Here is an 18,706-nt window from a genome sequence, read left to right as displayed (position 1 = left end):
TCCGGCATCCTCCCCAGGGAGGATACCAATTTTCGTATGGCATCCTCCCTAGGGAGGATGTTGCGAGCGCCACATCGATGCTTCGATGGATTCGACAAGTAGCGTGTGAGGGGGCGCGCACGCTGAATGCTCGTGCGTTACGGACTGGCGCCCAAGCTTTCTTCCCGTTCAGACCCTCAGCATCCAGAGGCTCCCAATGAACGTTCGAGATCTCGAAGTGGGCTCGCCAAGACCGACGCGGTACGCCCATCGAACACGAGCCATCGTGCTCGTGACCGCTATCGCAGCTGCCGCTTGCGTGGCGCAGAGCGACGACTCTTCGGAGTCGACGTCGCGTGCTTCTCAGGCGTACAGCGCCGGGAACGATAACGACCATCAGACTGCTTGCGGCACCGGCAGCGCGGTCCGCCTCGCCCTCGAGGTGGACAACGGCGCAGGTGTGCCCGTCAAAGTGAGGAAAGGGCAAAAATTCTATATCAACCAGATCGATCTCCGCGCCGCCGTCAGCGCCACGACCGACGAAGGCGTCGATGGACTGAAAACCAGCGGCGACTTCGCGAAGCTCCATTGGCAAGGCACGGAGCTCGTCGACCAGTCTTTCGTCCTCCTGGCAAACGCGGACGGCACGTTCACGCGACGTCGCTTCTACCGCGGCGCCAAGTGGATGGACAAGGACGGCACGGTCACGATCCGCCAGCTCGACGACAAGGGGCGCCCGCTCTCCACTCCGATCACCCTCGACACGGGGAGCGAGGAGAAACGCACGGGCGCCGATGACTTCTTCACGCGACGCTACCGCGCCATCCAGTGGACCAACGACTGCGTGAGCCCCGAGAGTTGCGCGGGCGCGACGAAGTACTCCGAGGAGGCGCTCGTCGAGCTCCGCTACAACGAGCACCCCAACCGCAACTTCGTGATCGACTCGCGCACGCGGGCGTTCGAGCTGAAGTGGTCGGAGAATCCGAGCAAGAAGTACACGATCCCCGTCGAGCAGGTCGAGCGCCCCGAGTGGGACTACGGCTTCTCGATCGACGTGAAACCGCTGACCCCTCCGCGAGCCAACGGGGCCTACGCCCCCGGCGACTCGATCAAGTTCCAGCTGACCCTCCGCGACGGCAACGGGAAGCGCTTGCACGCGCCGGGCTCGCTGCCGACATACAACGAGGTCGTCTTCGAAGGGAACCCGGCGGGCATCCAGTATTACCGAGCGTTCTTCGACCCGACGGCCACGTACTACCGCCGCAAGCATCGTGAGCGCATGCTGATGGCCGAGCTGATCGGTCCCGTGCAGTCGCCGAACCTATCCGTGATCCGCAGCCCCCAGGAGCTGTCCGACTTCCTCGACAAGGACGTCCAGACGGTGGGCACGATCGAGAAGGACGGCGTGTATTCCCAGTTCATGACGATCCCCCCCGGCCCAGCCCTCTTCGGCGGCGCCTTCGATCCGACCCATGCGGGGTGGGCGGCGCCCGTCAGCGACACCTGGACGTTCAAGGTCCCGGACAACGCTCCGTCGGGTACGTACCTCACCGTCGTCAAGGGACGCCGCGTGTATCTCGGCGAAGACATCCCGGCCTCGAAGGTCATCGAGATCCAGGTCGGCACGCCGCAAAAGACCGAGGCGACCTTGCACACCGGCAACTGCACCACGTGCCACAACGGCGAATCGAGCGCCGCAAAGATCAATCACGCGCTCGAGGATCGCCGCGTGTGCGCGGGCTGCCACGTTCCGCTCGGCTTCGAGCTCGAAGGCCCCATCGCCGTCCGCAACCACTTCGTCCACGCCCGCACCGGCGCTCGGTTCGGCGGTGACCTCTCGAAGTGCGCGACCTGTCACCTCGATCGAGAGAGCATCCAGCGCACGAGCAAGGCGGCATGCCTCTCTTGCCACAAGAGCTACCCGGACTGGCACGTCGCCAAGTTCGGTCCCATCACGGACATGTACATCGGCGGCGGACGCGAGTCGTTCGACCAGTGTTCCACGACCTGCCACACGGACCACCCCAACAGTCACCTCTGAGAGAAAGCGGAGTTGCCGAATGCCTAGCGTAGAGCTCGAGTCCGCGAGGACTACGAAGGTCGATCCCGAGGAGGCCGCCGAGCACCTCGTCAGCCAGTTGCGCGGTGTAGAGCCGAAGATGGTCGTGCTCTACGCCTCGCGGGATCGCGATCATGTGGCGTTGAACAAGGCCGTTCGACGCCGCTTGCCGAACGCTAGGCTCCTCGGCGCATCCACCGGCGGGGAGATCGACCGCGCGGGGATCCATCGTGGCTCCGTCGTCCTCGGAGCGCTTTCGGGCGACTTCGAGGTCGGCATCGGCCTGGGGAAGGAGCTCGGCGTGGCCCCTGTCGAAGCGGCCGACAAGGCCACGGGCCGCGCCTGCGAACAGCTCGGCGTTCGCAACGACGATCTGGCGTCGAAGAAGCACGTCGCACTCGTGATCGACGACGCCTTCCAGTGGAAGAAGGACGAGCTCCTCCTCGGCCTGATGTCGCGCAACCAAGGGCTCATGGCGGTCGGGGGCGGCGCGTCCGACCACGAGACCGACCCGGCGAAGCAAAGCGCGCTCATCCACGTCGACGGCGAGGTGGCGACCGACAGCGTGGCGGTCGCGATCTTCAAGACCGACGCTCCGTGGGGAGCGCTGCGTGCTCACTCGTACCACCCCACGGGTCAGACGCTGCGGATCACCAAGGTCGACAGCTCGGCGACGCGCGCGCTCGAGATCGACGGGGTGCCTGCCGCCAAACGCTACGCGGAGCTCCTCGGCGTGGAGGTGGAAGATCTCGAGTTCGGAAAGCCGAAGGGCTTCGCGCGTATGCCAACCGCGCTCCGCGTCGGTCGCGAGTACTTCATTCGTGCGCCGTGGAAGCCTCTCGACGACGGCTCGATCCTCTTCGCCAACCTCCTCGAAGAAGGCACGGAGCTCGAGCTCGTGAAGATGGGGGACCTCGTCCGGGACACCAAGCACTTCTTCGAGACCGAGATCGCGCAGCGCGTCGCCAACCCGCAGGCCGCGCTCGTCTTCCACTGCAGCGGACGATACTGGTACGCGCAAACGACCGACTCCGTCGGCGCACTCTCGCAGACCTTTGCCAACGCGCCTCCGTGCGTCGGATTCAACGCGCACTTCGAGGTGTACTGCGGTTTTCACATCAACACGACGTTGACCACGCTCGTCTTCGGGAGAAGCTGAATGAGCGACGCGAATACGCGCATCGCCGAACTAGAGGCGGAAAACGCGCGGCTGAAACGAGAAGTCGAGAACAAGACTGCGGCCGCGCAGAAGGCGCTGGCGAGCTTCCAGCAGCGGACGCTGCTGATGGAGATCACGCGTCAACAGAACGAGGATCTCGATCGCCTCGCCGGGGAACTCGTACGCGCCAAAAAGCTCGAGGAGTCTCGTGCGCGGGAGATCGAGGCCGCCGCCCGGCTCAAGAGCGAGTTCCTGGCGAACTTCTCGCACGAGATCCGCACGCCGCTGAATGGCATCCTCGGTTACTGCGATCTCGTCATCCGTGAAGAAGGGCAGCGGCTCACTCCTCACGGGCGACGCGATCTCAACGTCATCAAGTCGAACGCCAAGACGCTGCTCGCGCTGATCAACGACATCCTCGACCTGTCGAAGATCGAGGCGGGGCGAGTCGACATCGTCAACGAGGTGGTCGACCTCGAGGAGCTCGTGGAGGACTGCGGAGCAACGGTGCGCGAGGCGCTCCGGGCGAAGTCGGTGGAGCTCTACGCGACCGTCAGCCCCGAAGCTCGGCAGGCCTTCACCGACGGCCTGAAGTTGAAGCAGGTGCTCCTGAATCTGCTCTCCAACGCGACGAAGTTCACCGACAGCGGCGAGGTCGTCCTCACGGCCACCGCCGACGGCGCAGGCCTCACGATCGTCGTCGAGGATACGGGCAGTGGCATCCCGCCCGATCAGCTCCCGCACATCTTCGAGAAGTTCCGCCAGGTCGACGGCTCGTCCACGCGGCGCGCCGGCGGGACGGGGCTCGGCCTCGCGATCGTGAAGGAGGTAACGCGGCTCCTCGGGGGAACCGTCGCGGTCAAGAGCACGCTCGGACGCGGCACGACCTTCACGGTCAAGTTCCCGCATGCGCTCGACCCTTCACGCGTGAAGGCGGGCGCACATCCGAAGCCGACGGGCGACACCGGCAAGCCCGTCCAGACCAACGAGACGAGCGTGCTGATCATCGACGACGATCCGATGATCCACCAGCTGCTTCGCGGCCACCTCGAGTCGGACGGCTTCCGGGTCCACGTGGCTTCCGACGGCATGGCGGGGCTCGCGGCAGCGCGAGAGCAACGACCGTCGGTGATCATCCTGGACCTTCACCTACCCAAACTCGATGGGTGGAACGTCCTCTCTCGCCTGAAGGGCGATCCGAACATCGCCTCGATTCCGGTCATCATCCTCTCCGTCGAGGAGGAGCGCGCACGCGGCTTCACCTTCGGCGCCTGCGAATATCTCGTGAAACCGGTCGAGCCGGAGGTCCTCATCGAGGTCGTCCGTCAATCGGTGGCAGTCGGCAGCGGCGATATCCTCGTGGTCGACGACGACCCAGGAACGCGTGAGGTGGTGTCGAGGAGCCTCCGTGCTGCGGGGTTCGCGACGACGGAGGCGGCGAGCGGGGAAGAGGCGCTCCTCAGGGCGCGCGTCGTCTCGCCCGCGCTCGTCGTGCTCGACCTCCTCATGCCCAACGTGGACGGCTTCGAGGTGCTTCGCACGTTGAGGTCGGAAGGCAACGCCGTCCCAATCGTCGTGCTGACGGGTAAGGAGCTGACAGACGGCGAGGCGCACGTCCTTCGCGAAGGCGTGTCGCGGATCATCCACAAAGGCGGTGTCGCGTTCGAGCAGGTGGTAGCGGAGGCGCGCCAGCTCGTCGCCGCAAGGCGCGTGATCGAGCGGGCAATCCTGCCACGCGTTCTCTACGTCGAGGACACCACGCAGAACCGGGACATCGTTCGTCGTTATCTGGCGAACGACTTCGACCTCATCGAGGCCGAGAACGGAGAGGAAGGACTCGAGCGAGCAGCGCGCGACGCCCCAGACCTCATTCTCATGGACCTATCGCTCCCTCGAATCGACGGTTGGGAAGCGACGCGGCGCCTCAAGGCGGATCCGGTACTGCGAAAGATCCCCGTCATCGCCGTCACCGCCCACGCAGGGGCCGACGAGCGCGCCCGCGCGCGGGAGGCCGGTTGCATCGAGTACCTCACCAAGCCGATCGAGAGAGAGGTCCTCGTCGCGACCATCCGGCGTCATCTCAGCCGCGAAGGTTCGCGGAACGTCGCGACGTAGTGCAGAACGACGCGGCTCCCGGCGGTCGGCAGTTCGTGCCATCGGGGCGGCTTCTCGTGGTGGGCGACGGCGCGTATTGGGAATACGGCGGCGTCGAGAATGAAGGGGCGAGCAGATGAGCGAGCACGTCTGCCGTGGTTACATGATTCACTCCACGGCCACCTATATCGAAACGGCGTACGCGCCCATGGCGAAAAAGGGGATCTACGACCGGATTCCCCCCCACACACGAGAGCTCCTCGCGACGCTGGAGCTCTCGTGCTGGTACCCGACCGACGATCTCATGGAGCTGCTCCGAGCCATCGCATCCCATCATCGCGATACCGACGGAGAGCAGCGGCTCACCCTCGAGCGAGTCGGTCGGACCATTGCCGAACCAGCGGACTCGACGTCGCTACGGCTTCTCTTCAAGCTCATGACCCCGGCGCTCTTCGCCACGAAGGCGCCCGCGCTCTGGGAGCGAAACAATCGGGGAAGCAAGCTCCGTGTGGTGACCTACGACGACGAGGCCCGGCGAATGACCGTCGGGCTCGAAGGTACGAGGGGGCGCGAGTTGCTCGGCGCGCTCGTGCCCGGCTTCGTTTCGAGGACGCTCGAGCTCATGGGGTGCACCGATCCGTCGGTCACCTCCCCCGTGCTCGACGACGCTCCGCACGACGAGCTCCTCTACGCCTTCGCCTGGCGCGGGTGACGCCGGCAACGTACGCGAGGTGTTACTGGCAGGGGCGCCCCCAGAGGACGCCCTGACGTCAGCGCTCTCGCTTGGTCGTGCACCCGGTCAGAAAGAGCGAATCCCTCGGATGCGTGGCAGATGCGTGCAATGTGCCGGTCAGCAAGATGACCATGTTGCGCGGATACGAATCGCCATCTTCGCCGGGTGAGAACTCCCCTTGGCAGGTGTTCTCCTCCTTGGCGGCGCCGGCCTTTGCGGTGTTGCTCGAGGGGCCGGCGAAGTGGACGAGTGGAAACCCCGCGTCCCTACCGCTCGTCGTAAAACGCCCACGTACGGTGAGGACCTTGCCATCGAACGCCGAGGGGTTTGCCTTGACCTCGGCGACCAGCTCGTCGGCATCTTGAATCGCCTTTTCGAGCAACGCGGCCGCATCGCGAGGTTCCGGTAGCGAAGCTCGCCGCGCCGTGACCACTTCGGGAGTGCGAGCCGACGACGAAGGGGCCGCGTCCGAACGACTGTCCGCGCCCCCTTGTGTGCAGCCCAACGGCCCGCATGAGACCAACCCCACAGCGAGAACGAGGACGCGGACGAGGACTGGAGTGGAGCGGCTCGGGCAGACCATCGTCCTCCAGTTAGACCATGGATGCACGGGCGCGTGGGGGGTCTACGTTCTTCGCCCTCGGCGAGCGCCGAGTTTCCTTATCGCCGACGACACTTAGGCGGCGAGTCTCTCGCGCACCTGCTCGAGCGGCTCGAAGAGGCGGAGGGGAATGGTCCCCTCCTCGATCGGATTCGCTTCGCGGCCGCGCGCATACGCCTTGCGCATCGCTCGCCACTGCTCGGGCAGAAGCGCGCCGCCGACGACGAAGAGGATGCGCCCCGCGGGGCTCGACGCGTTGTTCGCCCAGAGGAACGCCTGCACCTCCATTTCGCCCTGGATCGTCGTGTCGTAGTCGAGAATGCAGTGAATCGCGTCGTGGTTCTCGTAGCGAACCTTGAACGGGAGGCCTCGCTCGTCGAGGTACTTCGCGACGCGATAACCGAGGGACTCCTCCGGGTAGTCGTGGAGCTCCTCGAGCGTCGGCCATCGCGTGGGATTACGAACAAGGTTGAGGACCGGAACGTAGTCGCCAATGAGATGCGTCACGAATCGTTCGCGAAGGTGGCGGAAGAACATGGTGTGAGGGTAACCACGCGAGTGGGCAGCGCGAACCCCGCGTCGGCGAGCGGTCGGGAACTCGAGGGCAGCGGTCGATATGGCTCCTCCAGCGAGTCTTCTCCATCCGGAGCGGCGCATACAGAGGCATAGCTCTTCCATATTCGCCCTGGTCGACGTCGTAGCACACGCTCGTCACGCGACGTCGGCGCCCGCCGAACATGATCGTTTCCGCGAGTCCGCGCGCCGAGAAGCTAGATTTCGAAGTCTCGCCTTGAACGAAGTGCGCGCGAGCGGCGACCAGCGTGCATGAAACAGTTGGCCCGGGAATCGATGCGAAGATTCACCTCTTCCTTGCTCACACTCCATTGGACGCGGTGCGCGAGCAGCAAGCTTGCCGTCCTCTTCGCGCTGACCGCATCGGTCTCCGCGTGCACCAGCGAGACCCATCACTTCGATGAAGCGACGTTGGATGCAGACCTGAAAGCAGCTCAGAAGACGGCGAATGTCGTGGGCCTCTTGGCCGAGGTGCAAACCCCGGACGGAAACGTGCGCGCACGGGCAGGCGTGGCGGAGCTCGGCAGCAACGATCCGGTCCCCTGGGATGCGGTGTTCCGCGTGGCGAGCACGACCAAGACCTTCACGTCCGTCGTCGTGCTTCAGCTGGTTGGTGAAGGAAAGCTGTCTCTCGAGGACAGCGTCGACAAGTGGCTCCCGGGGGTCGTCTCGGGCAACGGCAACGACGGGGCGAAGATCACGATCCGCCAGCTGCTACAGCACACGAGTGGACTCTTCGACTACGTCATGGATTCCGAGCTGCAGCAGGCCTACGTTGAAGACTTCGAGCGCGTCTGCCAAGACGCGACGCCGCCCGAAGGCCTCGTTGCCTATGGCCTAAAGCATGCTCCACTCTTCGAGCCGGGCACGAGGTGGGCGTACAGCAATACCAACTACGTCCTGCTCGAAATGGCGATTCAGAAGATCACGGGCCGAAGTTGGGCGGACGAGGTACGGCAGCGGATTATCGGACGGCTCGGGCTTTTGCATACCTATGCCATGGGCTTCGATCCGAAACTCCCGGGCCCGCATGCGCATTCGTATTTCATGATTCCGAACGTTCCCCCGATCGACGCGACGGAGTGCAGCACGATGCACACGGCGGACTCCGCGCTGATCAGCAGCACCGCCGATCTCAATGCGTTCTTCAAAGCGCTCGTACGCGGGGAGCTGCTCCGGCCCCAGGAGCTCGCCGAGATGCAAAAGACGGTGGAGGCCCCGGATGATCAGTTCCCGAACGGGCGGTATGGTCTCGGGCTGCAATGGACGCCGCTCTCGTGCGGCGGAGGCTATTGGCATCACGCAGGGGACAGCCCGACGGGCTTTCATACCCGCACGGGCGTCACCGCCGATGGGCGTCGCAGCGTCGTGATCTCCATGAGCAGCACGGTCGACTTCCTCAAGACCAACGCCGCCACCGCCGCACTCACCGACCACGCGTTGTGCGATGCGCAGGAATGAGAGATCAGGCCTCGCGCGCAACGTCGACGACGTCTCCGTCTCGAAGGCTTTGCTCGGACCAATTTACACTAGAAAACAGATTCGCTACCGACGGGCCCCAATCAGCAGATTTCCGAGAGCAGGTCGGAGCACGCGCGGAATCGCGACGATCTCCGCGCGGGAGGCGCGTCGACCAACCGGTAGAAATATTTGTTCGGCTCGACTACGTTGCTGCGCTCCGAAAGGACGCATGGTTCGCCGGCAAAGCATCGCGATCGCTTCGTTTGCATCGGCTTCGGTCCTCGCAGCATGTCAGTTCGTCGCGGGGATCGAGCGTATCGACAAGGGCGGCGTCGAGACGCCGTTCGTCGACGGTGGGGACTCGAACGAGGTCTCCGTGCCCGTGCCCGCGACCGGCCCATGTGACCACGCGAGCCTCCCCGCCCCTCCCGTGCGCGACGACGACCCTGCGCGCGAGCTGCCGACAATCGTGATGGCGATGAACCACTTCTCGCTGAGTGGCGGCAGCGCCTCGCGCCTTGGCATCGATCTCGACCAGGTTTGCACGTGCGACACGCACCCGACGACCGCCCATGGCGGCGAGCCCTCGTGCGTGCGCAAGGGCGCCCCGATCTGCGATGATGACGGCGGCGTCGACAACTATTTCGCGACTGCAGTCGCCTCGTTTTCGAGCGCGTTCAACCTCGACGACTTCGCTGGGGTCAACAGCAGCATCCAGCTGGGTCATCAGAACGCGCTCATCGTGCTTCGCAAGTACAACGGCCTCGCGAACGATCGCGACGTGGAGGTCGGCATCGTCGAGACCAACGGCATACGGAGCTCGAATTGCCCGGATTCCATCCCGACAATCGGCTCTGATTACTATTCGCCGGGCTGGTGCGGCGACGACCAATGGTCGGTCTTCCCGAACACGACCGTCGACGGATTTCCGATTTCGTATGCCGCAGGCTACGTCAACGACTACCAGCTCGTCGTCTCACTCGATCGAGGCATCGCGATTCCGTTCGGAGACGTGGGGATGACCATGGGCTCCCCCGTCTCGCTCGGCACGCTCGTGCCGCTCGGCGAAGATCTGCAGCCTCGCGATCCGACCCGGTCTCCCGCGACCGACAAGGAAGCACGGTTCTACCGGCTGGACGACGGCCTCATCGCAGGACGCGTCGCAGCAACGGATCTCCTCGCGGCCGCCGGTTCGGCGACCCTGCCCCCAGCGTCGGAACCGGGCGCGTCTGCCAGAATCCCGCCATCTACGGAATCATCAAGAAGCAAGTGTGTGACGGTCTCGACATCGCCAAAACGAGCAAGCTCGATTTCGTCGCTGGATATGCGTGCGATGCCATTTCGATGAGTGTCTACTTCACGGCGGCGCCCGCGCGGCTTGGCGGTGACGATACGCGGCCGCCGGACGAAAATGGATGCAAAGCGGTCGACGGCGGACCGATCGACTCGGGCACCAGCGTTACGAGCTATCGCTGCGATTGAAGCGTGTTGGCGACGTTCGGTCTGGGCGCGCTACCGTGGCGGCCGGATCCGCCCCGTCGACGCTCGGTGGTCGAAAGCTGCAATGTGGCGCGTGGGCGCTGCTTGTGGCGTCTCGATACACCTGGCGTGCTCGCGCCACGGTTGTGGTCGCCGGACCGGCGTTGAGCGACCACGGATTCTCGGCCGAAGTGATGCCCTTCCCGGACGCACCCCGTCGAACGATGGCACGTGCCCTGCGAATCCCATGTCCAGGAAGGAGGCCACATGAAGTGGATCTCGATCGGACTCGGAGCGCTGGTCATGAGTGGGATGGGATGTACCAGCAGCAACGACGACGGGACGCTGCAACAGAACTGGACGATTGCCGGCACGACGAATCCGACGGCGTGCGGACCGGCAACGCAAATGCGCGTCGTCGTCGTCGACCCCGCCGGCGCTACGGCCGCGACGCGATTCGCGGCCTGCAGCAGCTTCCAGACGAACATCGATCTCGCCCCGAACAACTACACGGGAGCGGCGACGTTTCTGGATGCCAACGGCGCGGCGGTCAGTCGGACGCTCGTCATTCCGCCGTTCACGATCAACCACGACAACACGACGTTTCGGACGGTCGACTTCGCGCTGACGGACTTCCTCGCTCGCTAAGGCATTCGTCTCCTGTCCCTCGCCTGCGCAGGGGCAGGAGACGGTTCCTGCTCTGCGCCCGTTGGGGCGGCTATTCCGCGCGCAAACACGTCCACGAGGGTCTACGACGCGAAACCAGAACCCATTGACGTAGCCCATGGATTTTCCGACTGCGCGAAACCGATCGGCGTTTCGAGTCGTGTACCGCGGCATGGAGGTCGCGTCGATTGCCCCGACCTCGACGATCGCCTGAGGTTGTGGGCCGGCTCCGAACGTGTCGACGCGTGGCTGACGCCGACACGTGCCCAGGTGGAGCAGCTCTCGCCATGGTCGCCTTCCGAAGCTCGCGACACCGTGATCTCCGGCGGATCTCAGGTCAACAGGTTTGGATCTGGCTCCGGGCGATCGTGTTTAGGTTGCCGCGTCCCGAAAGGACGCATGGCTCGCCGGCAAAGCACCGCGGTCGCCGAGTCGACAGCGTCGGATCATGAGCCGAGGTGGAGAATCACTCCCTTGTCGCCGACGGCCCAGACGTCGCTCGAGCTATTCGCCCACACGCCCCAGAGAGCGCTCGTCGTGAGTCCCGTCCCATTCGAGTCGACGGACCAGGCCGCGCCGTTGAAGTGGATGACGCGTCCGCTCGTTCCCACCATCCACGCATCCGTCGAGGTACGGGTGAACACGTCGTACCACTGACCGTTGGCAAACGGCGAGGTCACCGAGCTGACGGTCGTACCGTCGTAGTGCTTGATGTAGCTGCCGTAGGGGAACCAGACATCGTTCGGGCTGGTCCCCATGGCCTTGAAGCCGACCTGCGAGATCGCGGTCCATGTTCCGCCCCGGAGGTGGGAAGCGTTCCCGAGGCCGTCGAACACCCAGACATCGTTGGGAACGTTCGACCAAACGCTCCCCAACCAGCCTCCCATGGAGGGAGCCGCCGTGCCGGTGACCGCGGACCAGGTCGTGCCGTCGAAATGGCCGAGGAACTGACTGTACGTTCCGCCTCCGTTCTTGATTGCGCCCGCGGCCCAGACGTCGTTCGCGCCGGTGCCCCAGATGGTGCTGAAGAAGGCGGCGGTGGCGAGCGGCGTCGACTTCGTCCACTTCGTGCCGTCGTAGTGGAGGATCTCCGCGTTCGTGGTCGAGACGGCCCAGACGTTGCTGGCGCTCGAACCCCAGATCGATACCAGATCGGCCGTCGTCCCCGAGTTGGCGGCCGACCATGCCGCTCCGTCGTAGTGAAGGAGGCTGCCGGCGTCGCCGACGGCCCAGACATCACTCGCGTTGGCTCCCCACACGTCCCGCAGCATCTGTGTGGTGGGCGACGCAGCGACCCGCCAGGTCACGGGGCCGCCGCCTTGGCAGACGCCGCCCGCACACGTTTGACCGCCCGTGCAGGCCACGGCCGTGTCCCAGTCGGTGCAGCCTGACGGCTTCACCACGCACGTCGCGACGCCTTGCCCCGAGCATTGCTTGGCGCCGGCGGTGCACTGGTTCGTGCATTGCGTGAGGCATTGTCCGCCCGAGCATGTCTTGTTCGCATCGCACGGCGCGGGCGTGTCCCAGTCGGTGCAGCCCGACGCCTTGACCACGCACGTCGCCACGCCGTTGCCGACGCCTGCGCACTGCTTGGCGCCGACCGTGCACTGGTTCGTGCATTGCGAAACGCACTGACCTCCCGAGCACGCCGTGTTCCCGTCGCACGCTACAGGCGCATCCCAGTCGGTGCAGCCCGAGGGCTTGAGCACGCACGTGGCGACGCCATTTCCGATACCCGAGCATTGCTTGGCGCCGACCGTGCACTGGTTCGTGCACTGCGAAACGCACTGGCCTCCCGAGCACACCTTCGGCGAGCTGCAGGCGACGGGCGCGCTCCAATCGGTGCAGCCCGAGGGTTGCTTTGCGCACGTGGAGATCCCATTCGAGGTCGCCGAGCACTGCACGCTGCCCTCGGTGCATTGGTTCGTGCAGCTCTTCGTGCACCTTCCGGCCGAACAGAACTCCCCGGAAGCGCATTTTTCGATGGCCGACCATCCGGTGCACCCGCTCGGTCCGCGCTCACACGAAGCAAATCCCGCCCCCTCGCACGACCGAGCGCCTTCGGTGCACGCGTCCGCGCAGCTCGTCTTCGGATCCGTGGAAGGGTCGTTCGAAGGGTCGTTCGGCGCGGCATCCGAGCCGTCATCCGCTCCGCCCCTGGCATTCGCGCTGTTTGGCGAAGAGGAGGACGATGGATCGCCGGCCGGCTCCGAGCCGCAAGCCACGGCGAGCAGAAGGGAGATTCCAGCAAAGCAAACGAGGAGTCGTGAGAGCATGCGACGGAACCTACGTAGGCACGCTCACCGACCTTCCCCGCAAAACGACGACACGAGAGTCCATCGCAGCAAAGATGGTACGCTCGAGCCATGGGGAAGAACTCGTGGTTCGCGTCGGTGGTGCTCGCGCTCTCCGGAATCGCTGCGTGCTCGCAGGGAGATCCTGGACCGCAAGGCGCTGCTGGACCTCCCGGACCGCCGGGCACGGTTGGCGCGCCGGGCACGACGGAGGCGACGGCGGACGCGGGCGTGAAGGAGAACGAAGGCGGCGTCGTGACCACGGAGGTCCGGACGATCGCCAAGCTGGCCGTGAAGCGAACGCCCTCGGGCCCTGCGACGGAGTTCGACGTGACGTCGTTCTCGTTCGGAGTCGACGCGGTGGTGGCAATTCCTGTCGGCGGCGGCAGCCCCAGTGGCGGCAAGGCAACGCTCGCGCCCGTCGAACTCCAGCTGCGTGCGGGCCCGGAGACAACGGCTCTCTTGAACGCGCTCTTCGAAGGAACGCACTTTCCCTCGGCGACGCTCTCGCTGATCCCAACCGGCGGCGGCGCGCCCGTCCCCTTCGTCACGCTCGCCGACTGGATCTTCAGCTCGCACGAGAGCGCCACCCTCGCCGCGGGCGGCACCACCTACGTGGAGACGTTCGCCATCGCGCCGACCTCTCTGCGCGTGGAGAGCGGGACGTCTTCGGCCACCTACAACGCGGCGACCGCCGCCGGCGAATGCATGGATACATGCGCGTGCGCCAACGCCACCGGTACGGTCGACCTCGGGCCGTACGCCCACAGCCCGAATCCCGCGTGGCCGATCCCGCCCAACGAGATGCGCATCGATCGTCTGGATATCGAGTTCGACGCCACGGCGACCGGAGGCGGCGGTGCCGGCAGCGGTATGTTCAAGACCGACCTGACGCGCTTCGATATCTCCAGCTCGTTCGACAAGAGTGGTGTCTGCGCCTTCCGTCGCATCAGCGCCGGCTCGGTCGCGCGCGAGGTCGTCGTGGACGTCATGTCACCGCTGAGCGCCGCGCTTGGCCCGAAGAGCGACACCACCTGGCTCGGGTGCTCGACGCTTCTCTCCTCGGTCCGCTTCCAAGGATCGACGTCGGGTGTCGTGCAGAACCTCTCACTTCGTCCGCTGGCGCTCATCCGCACGACACGGAGCTTCGATCCGACGACGGGAGCCGTCACGAACGAGGCCACCACGGGCTGGAATTTCGGCACGAAGACGAACGTCGCGAGCTGCGCCCCCTGAACGTTGCCCGAGGTCGAGGAGCCCGCTCCGACGAACGAGCAACGTCGGTAGCGAGCGTCCTCATGAGCTCGATCTCCCTACGCAACGCTGAGCTTTAGCGGAGCCGGTTCCACGCGCTCCATGCCCGGCGATCTGACGCGGTCGTCGCGGTGACGGCACAGCCCGTGCCACGCTCCAATCGCGCGCGAGCCATTTATCGGCACGATTGGAGCCCGCTCGAACGTCGGGAGGTCGGGCCCTCGGCTTGCATTGCAGCGCGCGCGCGCTGAGGCCCGTGAGCTTTCCGGTGCGCGCTCGAAGGGAATTTCCTTGAGACGCGCTCAGCCATCCGACCTTTCCCCCAACGCCTCGAGCAAGCACGACGGCCTTGGGTCCATCCTCACGCTCGACGCGCGAACGCTGGTGCTCGCACGGTGGGCGCTCCTGGCCGCCGTCGGAATCGGCGCGCTCGTTCACGTCGCGTATTACTTTCCTCGCGTCGTCGACGATCTGTTCATCTCCCTTCGATACGCGGAAAATCTCGCGTCGGGTCACGGCGCAGTCTTCAACGTCGGTGAGGCGGTCGAGGGCTATTCGAGTCCACTGTGGATGCTCCTGCAGGCGGTCGGCCTTGCGCTCGGCATCGAAGGCGTCCTCTTCACGAAGCTCCTCGGCCTAGCCTCCCTCACGCTGCTCTTCGTAGGCCTCTACCGACTCGGGCGCGACGTGATGGGCCTCGGCGCGTGGACGGCCATCCTGCCTCTCGGCTGCCTCGCCGCCAATTCGTACGTCGTTTCCTGGGCCCTCCTCGGCCTGGAGACACCACTGCATCTCGCCCTGCTGGTGTGGACGGCCGTCACCTTGCGTTCGTTCGATATCCCGCCTTCCGAAGGCGGTTCGAGCCGGCGTCGAGCAACGATCACGGCAACCGTTTCGATGATCGCGCTAGGGCTCTCACGGCCCGAGTCACCCGTGCTGCTTGCCGTTCTCGCCGCCGAATCCGTTCTCGTGGCATCACCGGCGCTCTGGAAATCCAGGCTCGCGGCACGGGCCCCCGCCCTCGGAGCGACGGCGCTCGTACTCCTGGCCGCTCTCGGAATCCGCGTTTGGTACTACCACGACGTCTTCGCCAATACGTATTACGTCAAAGGCGAAGGCGCCCGGTTTGCCCTCTCGAAGTTGGCACCTCTCTATGCCGAAGGCGTGGGCAGATGGGAACGCCTCGTCCTCGGCGTCGGCACGGTCCTCCTCGGAATCTTCGGATTCGCGCGATCACGTCTCGGACCGTTCGCCATCTCCGCGGCCGTCATCCTCTTCACGTGCAACGTGGAGGTCGATTGGATGCCGAGTCTTCGTCACCTTCTACCCGTGACGATCCTTGCACCGCTCGGGATCGCCCTGGCGGTCGAGGCATCGTTGCGGTCGATGCCCAAGGACGCTCGCGCGCCGTACGCTGCCGGAATCCTGATGGGTCTCTTCGCGCTCACCGCGAGCAGCGCCGAGGTCGCGAGGCTCGACCACCGCGTCAGCGTCCTCGAGGTCGACAAGAACCGGTTTCGAAAGCCCAAGTCTGCAGAGAAGTGGAACGACACCCTGCTCGCCTTTCGCCGTGTCGAGCCACCCCACGTTGCGCAAATGAGCAACTACGACATGGGCCAGATCACCCAGGCATGGGGCGTCCTCGAGGCGAGTGCCTCTCCGATCTCGTCGAGCTGGTTCGTCGGGCGGGACATCGGCGCCGTCGGCTACTACACGGGCGTTCGCATCTACGACACCGCGGGCCTGATCACGCGGGACGTCTCTCACGCCGAGCCATGGCGTCACGGACGAAATGTGACCGACGAGATGGCGAGAGAGATGATGGCGAAGCGCCCAGTGGCAGGCGAAGTCTACGACGGCTGGGACGTCGCGTTGGGGCGCAGCCGTTCACTGCTCACCGGTTATCGCATTCGCTTCGGCGATCAGGCCCGGCCACACGGTTTCGTCGCCGTCGATCGCCCTCGCCCCCCAAAGCGCGAGGTAGCGCTCCGCTACGAGCAACTCGCCGCCAAGTTCCCGCGCGCCTTCCACCTGCACACGCTCTACGGAGAGTCGGTCGGCGCCGCGGTCGAAAAGCGGCTTCGCGTCGTCCGAGTGGAGTTTGGCGAATAGCTCAGTGTCGTTCGACGAGGCGTGCACGCCCCATGGTCGCTTCGAAGCTCTCGCCTCTGGATCGGCTTCGATCGAGAAAATTTCGAGCCATCCATGGATGGCCTCTCGTACGCTAGCCAAGATGGCTCGCGCGTTCCTCCTCGTCTTCCTTGCAGTCGCTTCCGTTGGCTGCGGAAAGCACGAACCGACGACGCCTGGCGACGCCGGTGCCGGCAATCCCTGCAACGGCCGGGTGCAGACGGGGGCTCCGTGCACGAAGGAAGGGGCGATGTGCCGATTCACGGGCCCAATGAGCGAGATCGCTCCCATCGCTACTCCGGGAGAACCGCCGGACTGTTACTGCACGAACAAGACGTGGTCCTGTCCGTCGGTCGCGTCGCCTCTGCCTCCACCGCGTTGAGCGCGCGCGACGTCTCTTAGCGACTCGCTCGCCGACTGCAGAGATGGACGAGCGCGCGAAGCTTTGCGAGACTCGCAAATTCGGCGTCGGTACGAGCCGTGCTTGGGGGAGCGAACGATCGCTCGCGCGGTCGTAACCGTGGACTGAATGTTCGTAAGCAGGCGGCCAACGGGCGAGAAGGAAGCGACGGATGGATGGCGGTCCCCGCTGACACATCCGCTTTGGTGGATCGCGCTGGCGCTCCTGCTCGTGAACGACTTCGCGCTGAAGCGCTCCCCCATGGCCGGTGCGGTCACGGGGAAGCTGAGTGACTTCGCAGGGCTCATCGTGGCTCCGGTCCTCGTCGCGTCGCTCGTTCGGCCGAAGTCTCGTGGCGGAGGGCTCGCGTGCCTTGCGTCCGTGGCGGTTCCATTCATCGCGATCAAGCTCTCGTCGAAAGCGGCATCACTGCTCGTCTGGGCGGCGTCACTCGGCGGGCTGTCATGGCGCATCTGGTCGGACGGGACGGATCTGGCGGCTCTCGCCGTTCTTCCGCTCGCTTGGCGGATCAGTCGATGCGAGCGCGCTGGGCGCGAGCCCTTTCGCCTACGCCGTGCCGTGCACCGGCTTGGAGCTCTCCTCGGTGCTTTTGCCTGCGTCGCGACGAGCCGAGACGTAGCCACGTTCCAGAGCTCGGCGTACCTGATCAACCTGACCCACCGCGACGTTGACGTGGTCCTCTTCCGAGCAAACGTCCCCCCCGATTGCGCGGTGGTGGCGACGGCTCCTCAATCGCTGCTTCAACCCGAAAACTTCGTATTCGATCGGTGCTGGTCCGCTCCCAGCGCGGATTCCGTGCCGCTCGACTCGGACTGGCGAGACGCGTCGGACAAGAGCAATCACCCCGATGCCGGCACCCTACCGGCGCGGGCGTGTGACGCCGTCATCGTTCGCATTGCCGGCATGCCCGACACAGCCGTCTTCTGGAATCAAATTTCGAAGGTCGATTCGACGGACAGGGCCGACCGCGCCGATCCTCACGCGCTCCTCCTCGAGCAAGTCGGCGAATTGCTCGTGATCCAACGAACGTCTCTTCTGGACACCTGGTCCGTCGAATGGACCTTGCCGCCCATGACGGGCACTTGCGAGCACGCGCCGTGAGGAATCGAATCATCCTGATTGGAGCCGCTGTCCTGGGCATGCTCTCGTGGGGACGCGTCGCTGGTGCGGATTCGGTCGTCGTCACCCCCGCCGCCCCCCCGCCGCCCCGCCAACAATCACGGCTTTTCCTCGGCACTGAGTTCGGAGCTCTTTTTTCGGGCCCCTTCTGGATTGATGGAAAGCGAGCCGCTGACGAGGGGGGCAACCTCTATTTTGGATTTCATGCGGGCTATTCGCATGCGCTGAGTGAGCGCTTTGGAGTGATGGGATTGACGCGGTTCAGCATTTGGAACACGCGTTGGGCGGAAACAGCTGGCGACGAGCGTTACCGCATCGATCTGTCGCTGGGGCCGGAGGTGCATGCGCGAGAGGGGATTTTTGGCGGGTATTGTTCCGCGCCGCTGGGGGTCACCTTGGCGCCGAGCCAGGCAGGGGAAGGCCGCGCGGTACAGCATTCGTATGGTACGGGGCTCGGCGCGAACGGCGGACTCCTCTGCGGCGTCGACATCGCAGGCCGCCATTCGGGTGGATACTTCGAACTCGCGTGGATCGCGCACATCACGTGGCTCGACCACACAGCCAGGCTCGTCCGAACTGGCACGGTCGTCAACGAGTCGTACCAGTACATCGATCACGTCTTGTTGTTCTCTGCCGGCTACCTGTATCGGCTCTGAGCCACGGCTAGGCCTCGACGGCTGAGCG

General features: G+C 65.2%; 16 protein-coding genes. 13 read left to right on the top strand and 3 right to left on the bottom strand.

Annotation, left to right across the window (positions count from 1 at the left end):
* The first annotated feature begins 196 nt into the window (after window positions 1-196).
* From AKJ09_RS26235 to AKJ09_RS26220, 4 genes are all read left to right on the top strand, one after another.
* On the top strand, window positions 197-2,020 hold the full coding sequence (locus AKJ09_RS26235) for a cytochrome c3 family protein (RefSeq protein ID WP_146650347.1): 1,824 nt from the start codon (window positions 197-199) through the stop codon (window positions 2,018-2,020).
* A gap of 19 nt (window positions 2,021-2,039) precedes the next feature.
* Window positions 2,040-3,197 (top strand): FIST signal transduction protein, encoded by a 1,158-nt coding sequence (locus tag AKJ09_RS26230; protein WP_146650346.1) that lies wholly within the window; start codon window positions 2,040-2,042, stop codon window positions 3,195-3,197.
* Complete coding sequence (locus AKJ09_RS26225) at window positions 3,198-5,312, top strand: response regulator (protein WP_146650344.1); 2,115 nt, start codon at window positions 3,198-3,200, stop codon at window positions 5,310-5,312.
* A gap of 115 nt (window positions 5,313-5,427) precedes the next feature.
* Window positions 5,428-6,003, top strand: a complete 576-nt coding sequence (locus AKJ09_RS26220) for a hypothetical protein (RefSeq protein ID WP_146650342.1) — start codon at window positions 5,428-5,430, stop codon at window positions 6,001-6,003.
* Window positions 6,004-6,061: 58 nt separating this feature from the next.
* Here AKJ09_RS26220 and AKJ09_RS26215 read toward each other — a convergent pair whose 3' ends face one another.
* Both AKJ09_RS26215 and AKJ09_RS26210 read right to left on the bottom strand, forming a co-directional pair.
* Complete coding sequence (locus tag AKJ09_RS26215; RefSeq protein ID WP_146650340.1) at window positions 6,062-6,406, bottom strand: hypothetical protein; 345 nt, start codon at window positions 6,404-6,406, stop codon at window positions 6,062-6,064.
* Between the two features lie 294 nt (window positions 6,407-6,700).
* Window positions 6,701-7,162, bottom strand: coding sequence for a hypothetical protein (locus AKJ09_RS26210; protein ID WP_146650338.1), 462 nt, complete (start codon window positions 7,160-7,162; stop codon window positions 6,701-6,703).
* 312 nt (window positions 7,163-7,474) lie between these two features.
* On the opposite strand from AKJ09_RS26210, the gene AKJ09_RS26205 reads away from it, so the two are divergent.
* The 4 genes from AKJ09_RS26205 to AKJ09_RS26195 all read left to right on the top strand — a co-directional run bounded on the left by AKJ09_RS26205 (window position 7,475) and on the right by AKJ09_RS26195 (window position 10,786).
* Window positions 7,475-8,659, top strand: a complete 1,185-nt coding sequence (locus AKJ09_RS26205; RefSeq protein WP_169927872.1) for a serine hydrolase domain-containing protein — start codon at window positions 7,475-7,477, stop codon at window positions 8,657-8,659.
* Window positions 8,660-8,888: 229 nt separating this feature from the next.
* A complete protein-coding gene (locus tag AKJ09_RS26200) occupies window positions 8,889-10,007 on the top strand; it encodes a hypothetical protein (RefSeq protein WP_146650333.1) in 1,119 nt (372 codons plus the stop codon).
* Window positions 10,004-10,141, top strand: a complete 138-nt coding sequence (locus AKJ09_RS53300; protein ID WP_169927871.1) for a hypothetical protein — start codon at window positions 10,004-10,006, stop codon at window positions 10,139-10,141. The genes AKJ09_RS26200 and AKJ09_RS53300 overlap by 4 nt, the downstream gene beginning before the upstream one ends.
* 264 nt (window positions 10,142-10,405) lie before the next feature.
* Window positions 10,406-10,786, top strand: coding sequence for a hypothetical protein (locus tag AKJ09_RS26195; RefSeq protein WP_146650331.1), 381 nt, complete (start codon window positions 10,406-10,408; stop codon window positions 10,784-10,786).
* Between the two features lie 464 nt (window positions 10,787-11,250).
* On the opposite strand, the gene AKJ09_RS26190 is transcribed toward AKJ09_RS26195, so the two are convergent.
* Window positions 11,251-13,080: a WD40/YVTN/BNR-like repeat-containing protein gene (locus tag AKJ09_RS26190; protein WP_146650329.1), complete on the bottom strand. Its 1,830-nt coding sequence runs from the start codon at window positions 13,078-13,080 to the stop codon at window positions 11,251-11,253.
* 90 nt (window positions 13,081-13,170) lie between these two features.
* Between AKJ09_RS26190 and AKJ09_RS26185 the strand changes: the two genes are divergently transcribed.
* The 5 genes from AKJ09_RS26185 to AKJ09_RS26165 all read left to right on the top strand — a co-directional run bounded on the left by AKJ09_RS26185 (window position 13,171) and on the right by AKJ09_RS26165 (window position 18,678).
* Window positions 13,171-14,334: a type VI secretion system tube protein Hcp gene (locus AKJ09_RS26185; protein ID WP_146650327.1), complete on the top strand. Its 1,164-nt coding sequence runs from the start codon at window positions 13,171-13,173 to the stop codon at window positions 14,332-14,334.
* A 309-nt stretch (window positions 14,335-14,643) separates the two neighbouring features.
* A complete protein-coding gene (locus AKJ09_RS26180; protein WP_146650325.1) occupies window positions 14,644-16,464 on the top strand; it encodes a hypothetical protein in 1,821 nt (606 codons plus the stop codon).
* Window positions 16,465-16,585: 121 nt separating this feature from the next.
* Window positions 16,586-16,864, top strand: coding sequence for a hypothetical protein (locus AKJ09_RS26175; RefSeq protein WP_146650323.1), 279 nt, complete (start codon window positions 16,586-16,588; stop codon window positions 16,862-16,864).
* A gap of 147 nt (window positions 16,865-17,011) precedes the next feature.
* A complete protein-coding gene (locus AKJ09_RS26170; protein WP_146650321.1) occupies window positions 17,012-18,004 on the top strand; it encodes a hypothetical protein in 993 nt (330 codons plus the stop codon).
* Window positions 17,959-18,678 carry a hypothetical protein gene (locus AKJ09_RS26165; protein WP_146650319.1) on the top strand — a complete coding sequence of 240 codons (720 nt, stop codon included), beginning with the start codon at window positions 17,959-17,961 and terminating at the stop codon, window positions 18,676-18,678. The genes AKJ09_RS26170 and AKJ09_RS26165 overlap by 46 nt, the downstream gene beginning before the upstream one ends.
* Window positions 18,679-18,706: the final 28 nt, after the last annotated feature.

This window comes from Labilithrix luteola (assembly GCF_001263205.1).
GTDB classification, from domain to species: Bacteria; Myxococcota_A; Polyangia; order Polyangiales; family Polyangiaceae; genus Labilithrix; species Labilithrix luteola.
This window is presented reverse-complemented; position numbering and strand designations above follow the sequence as displayed.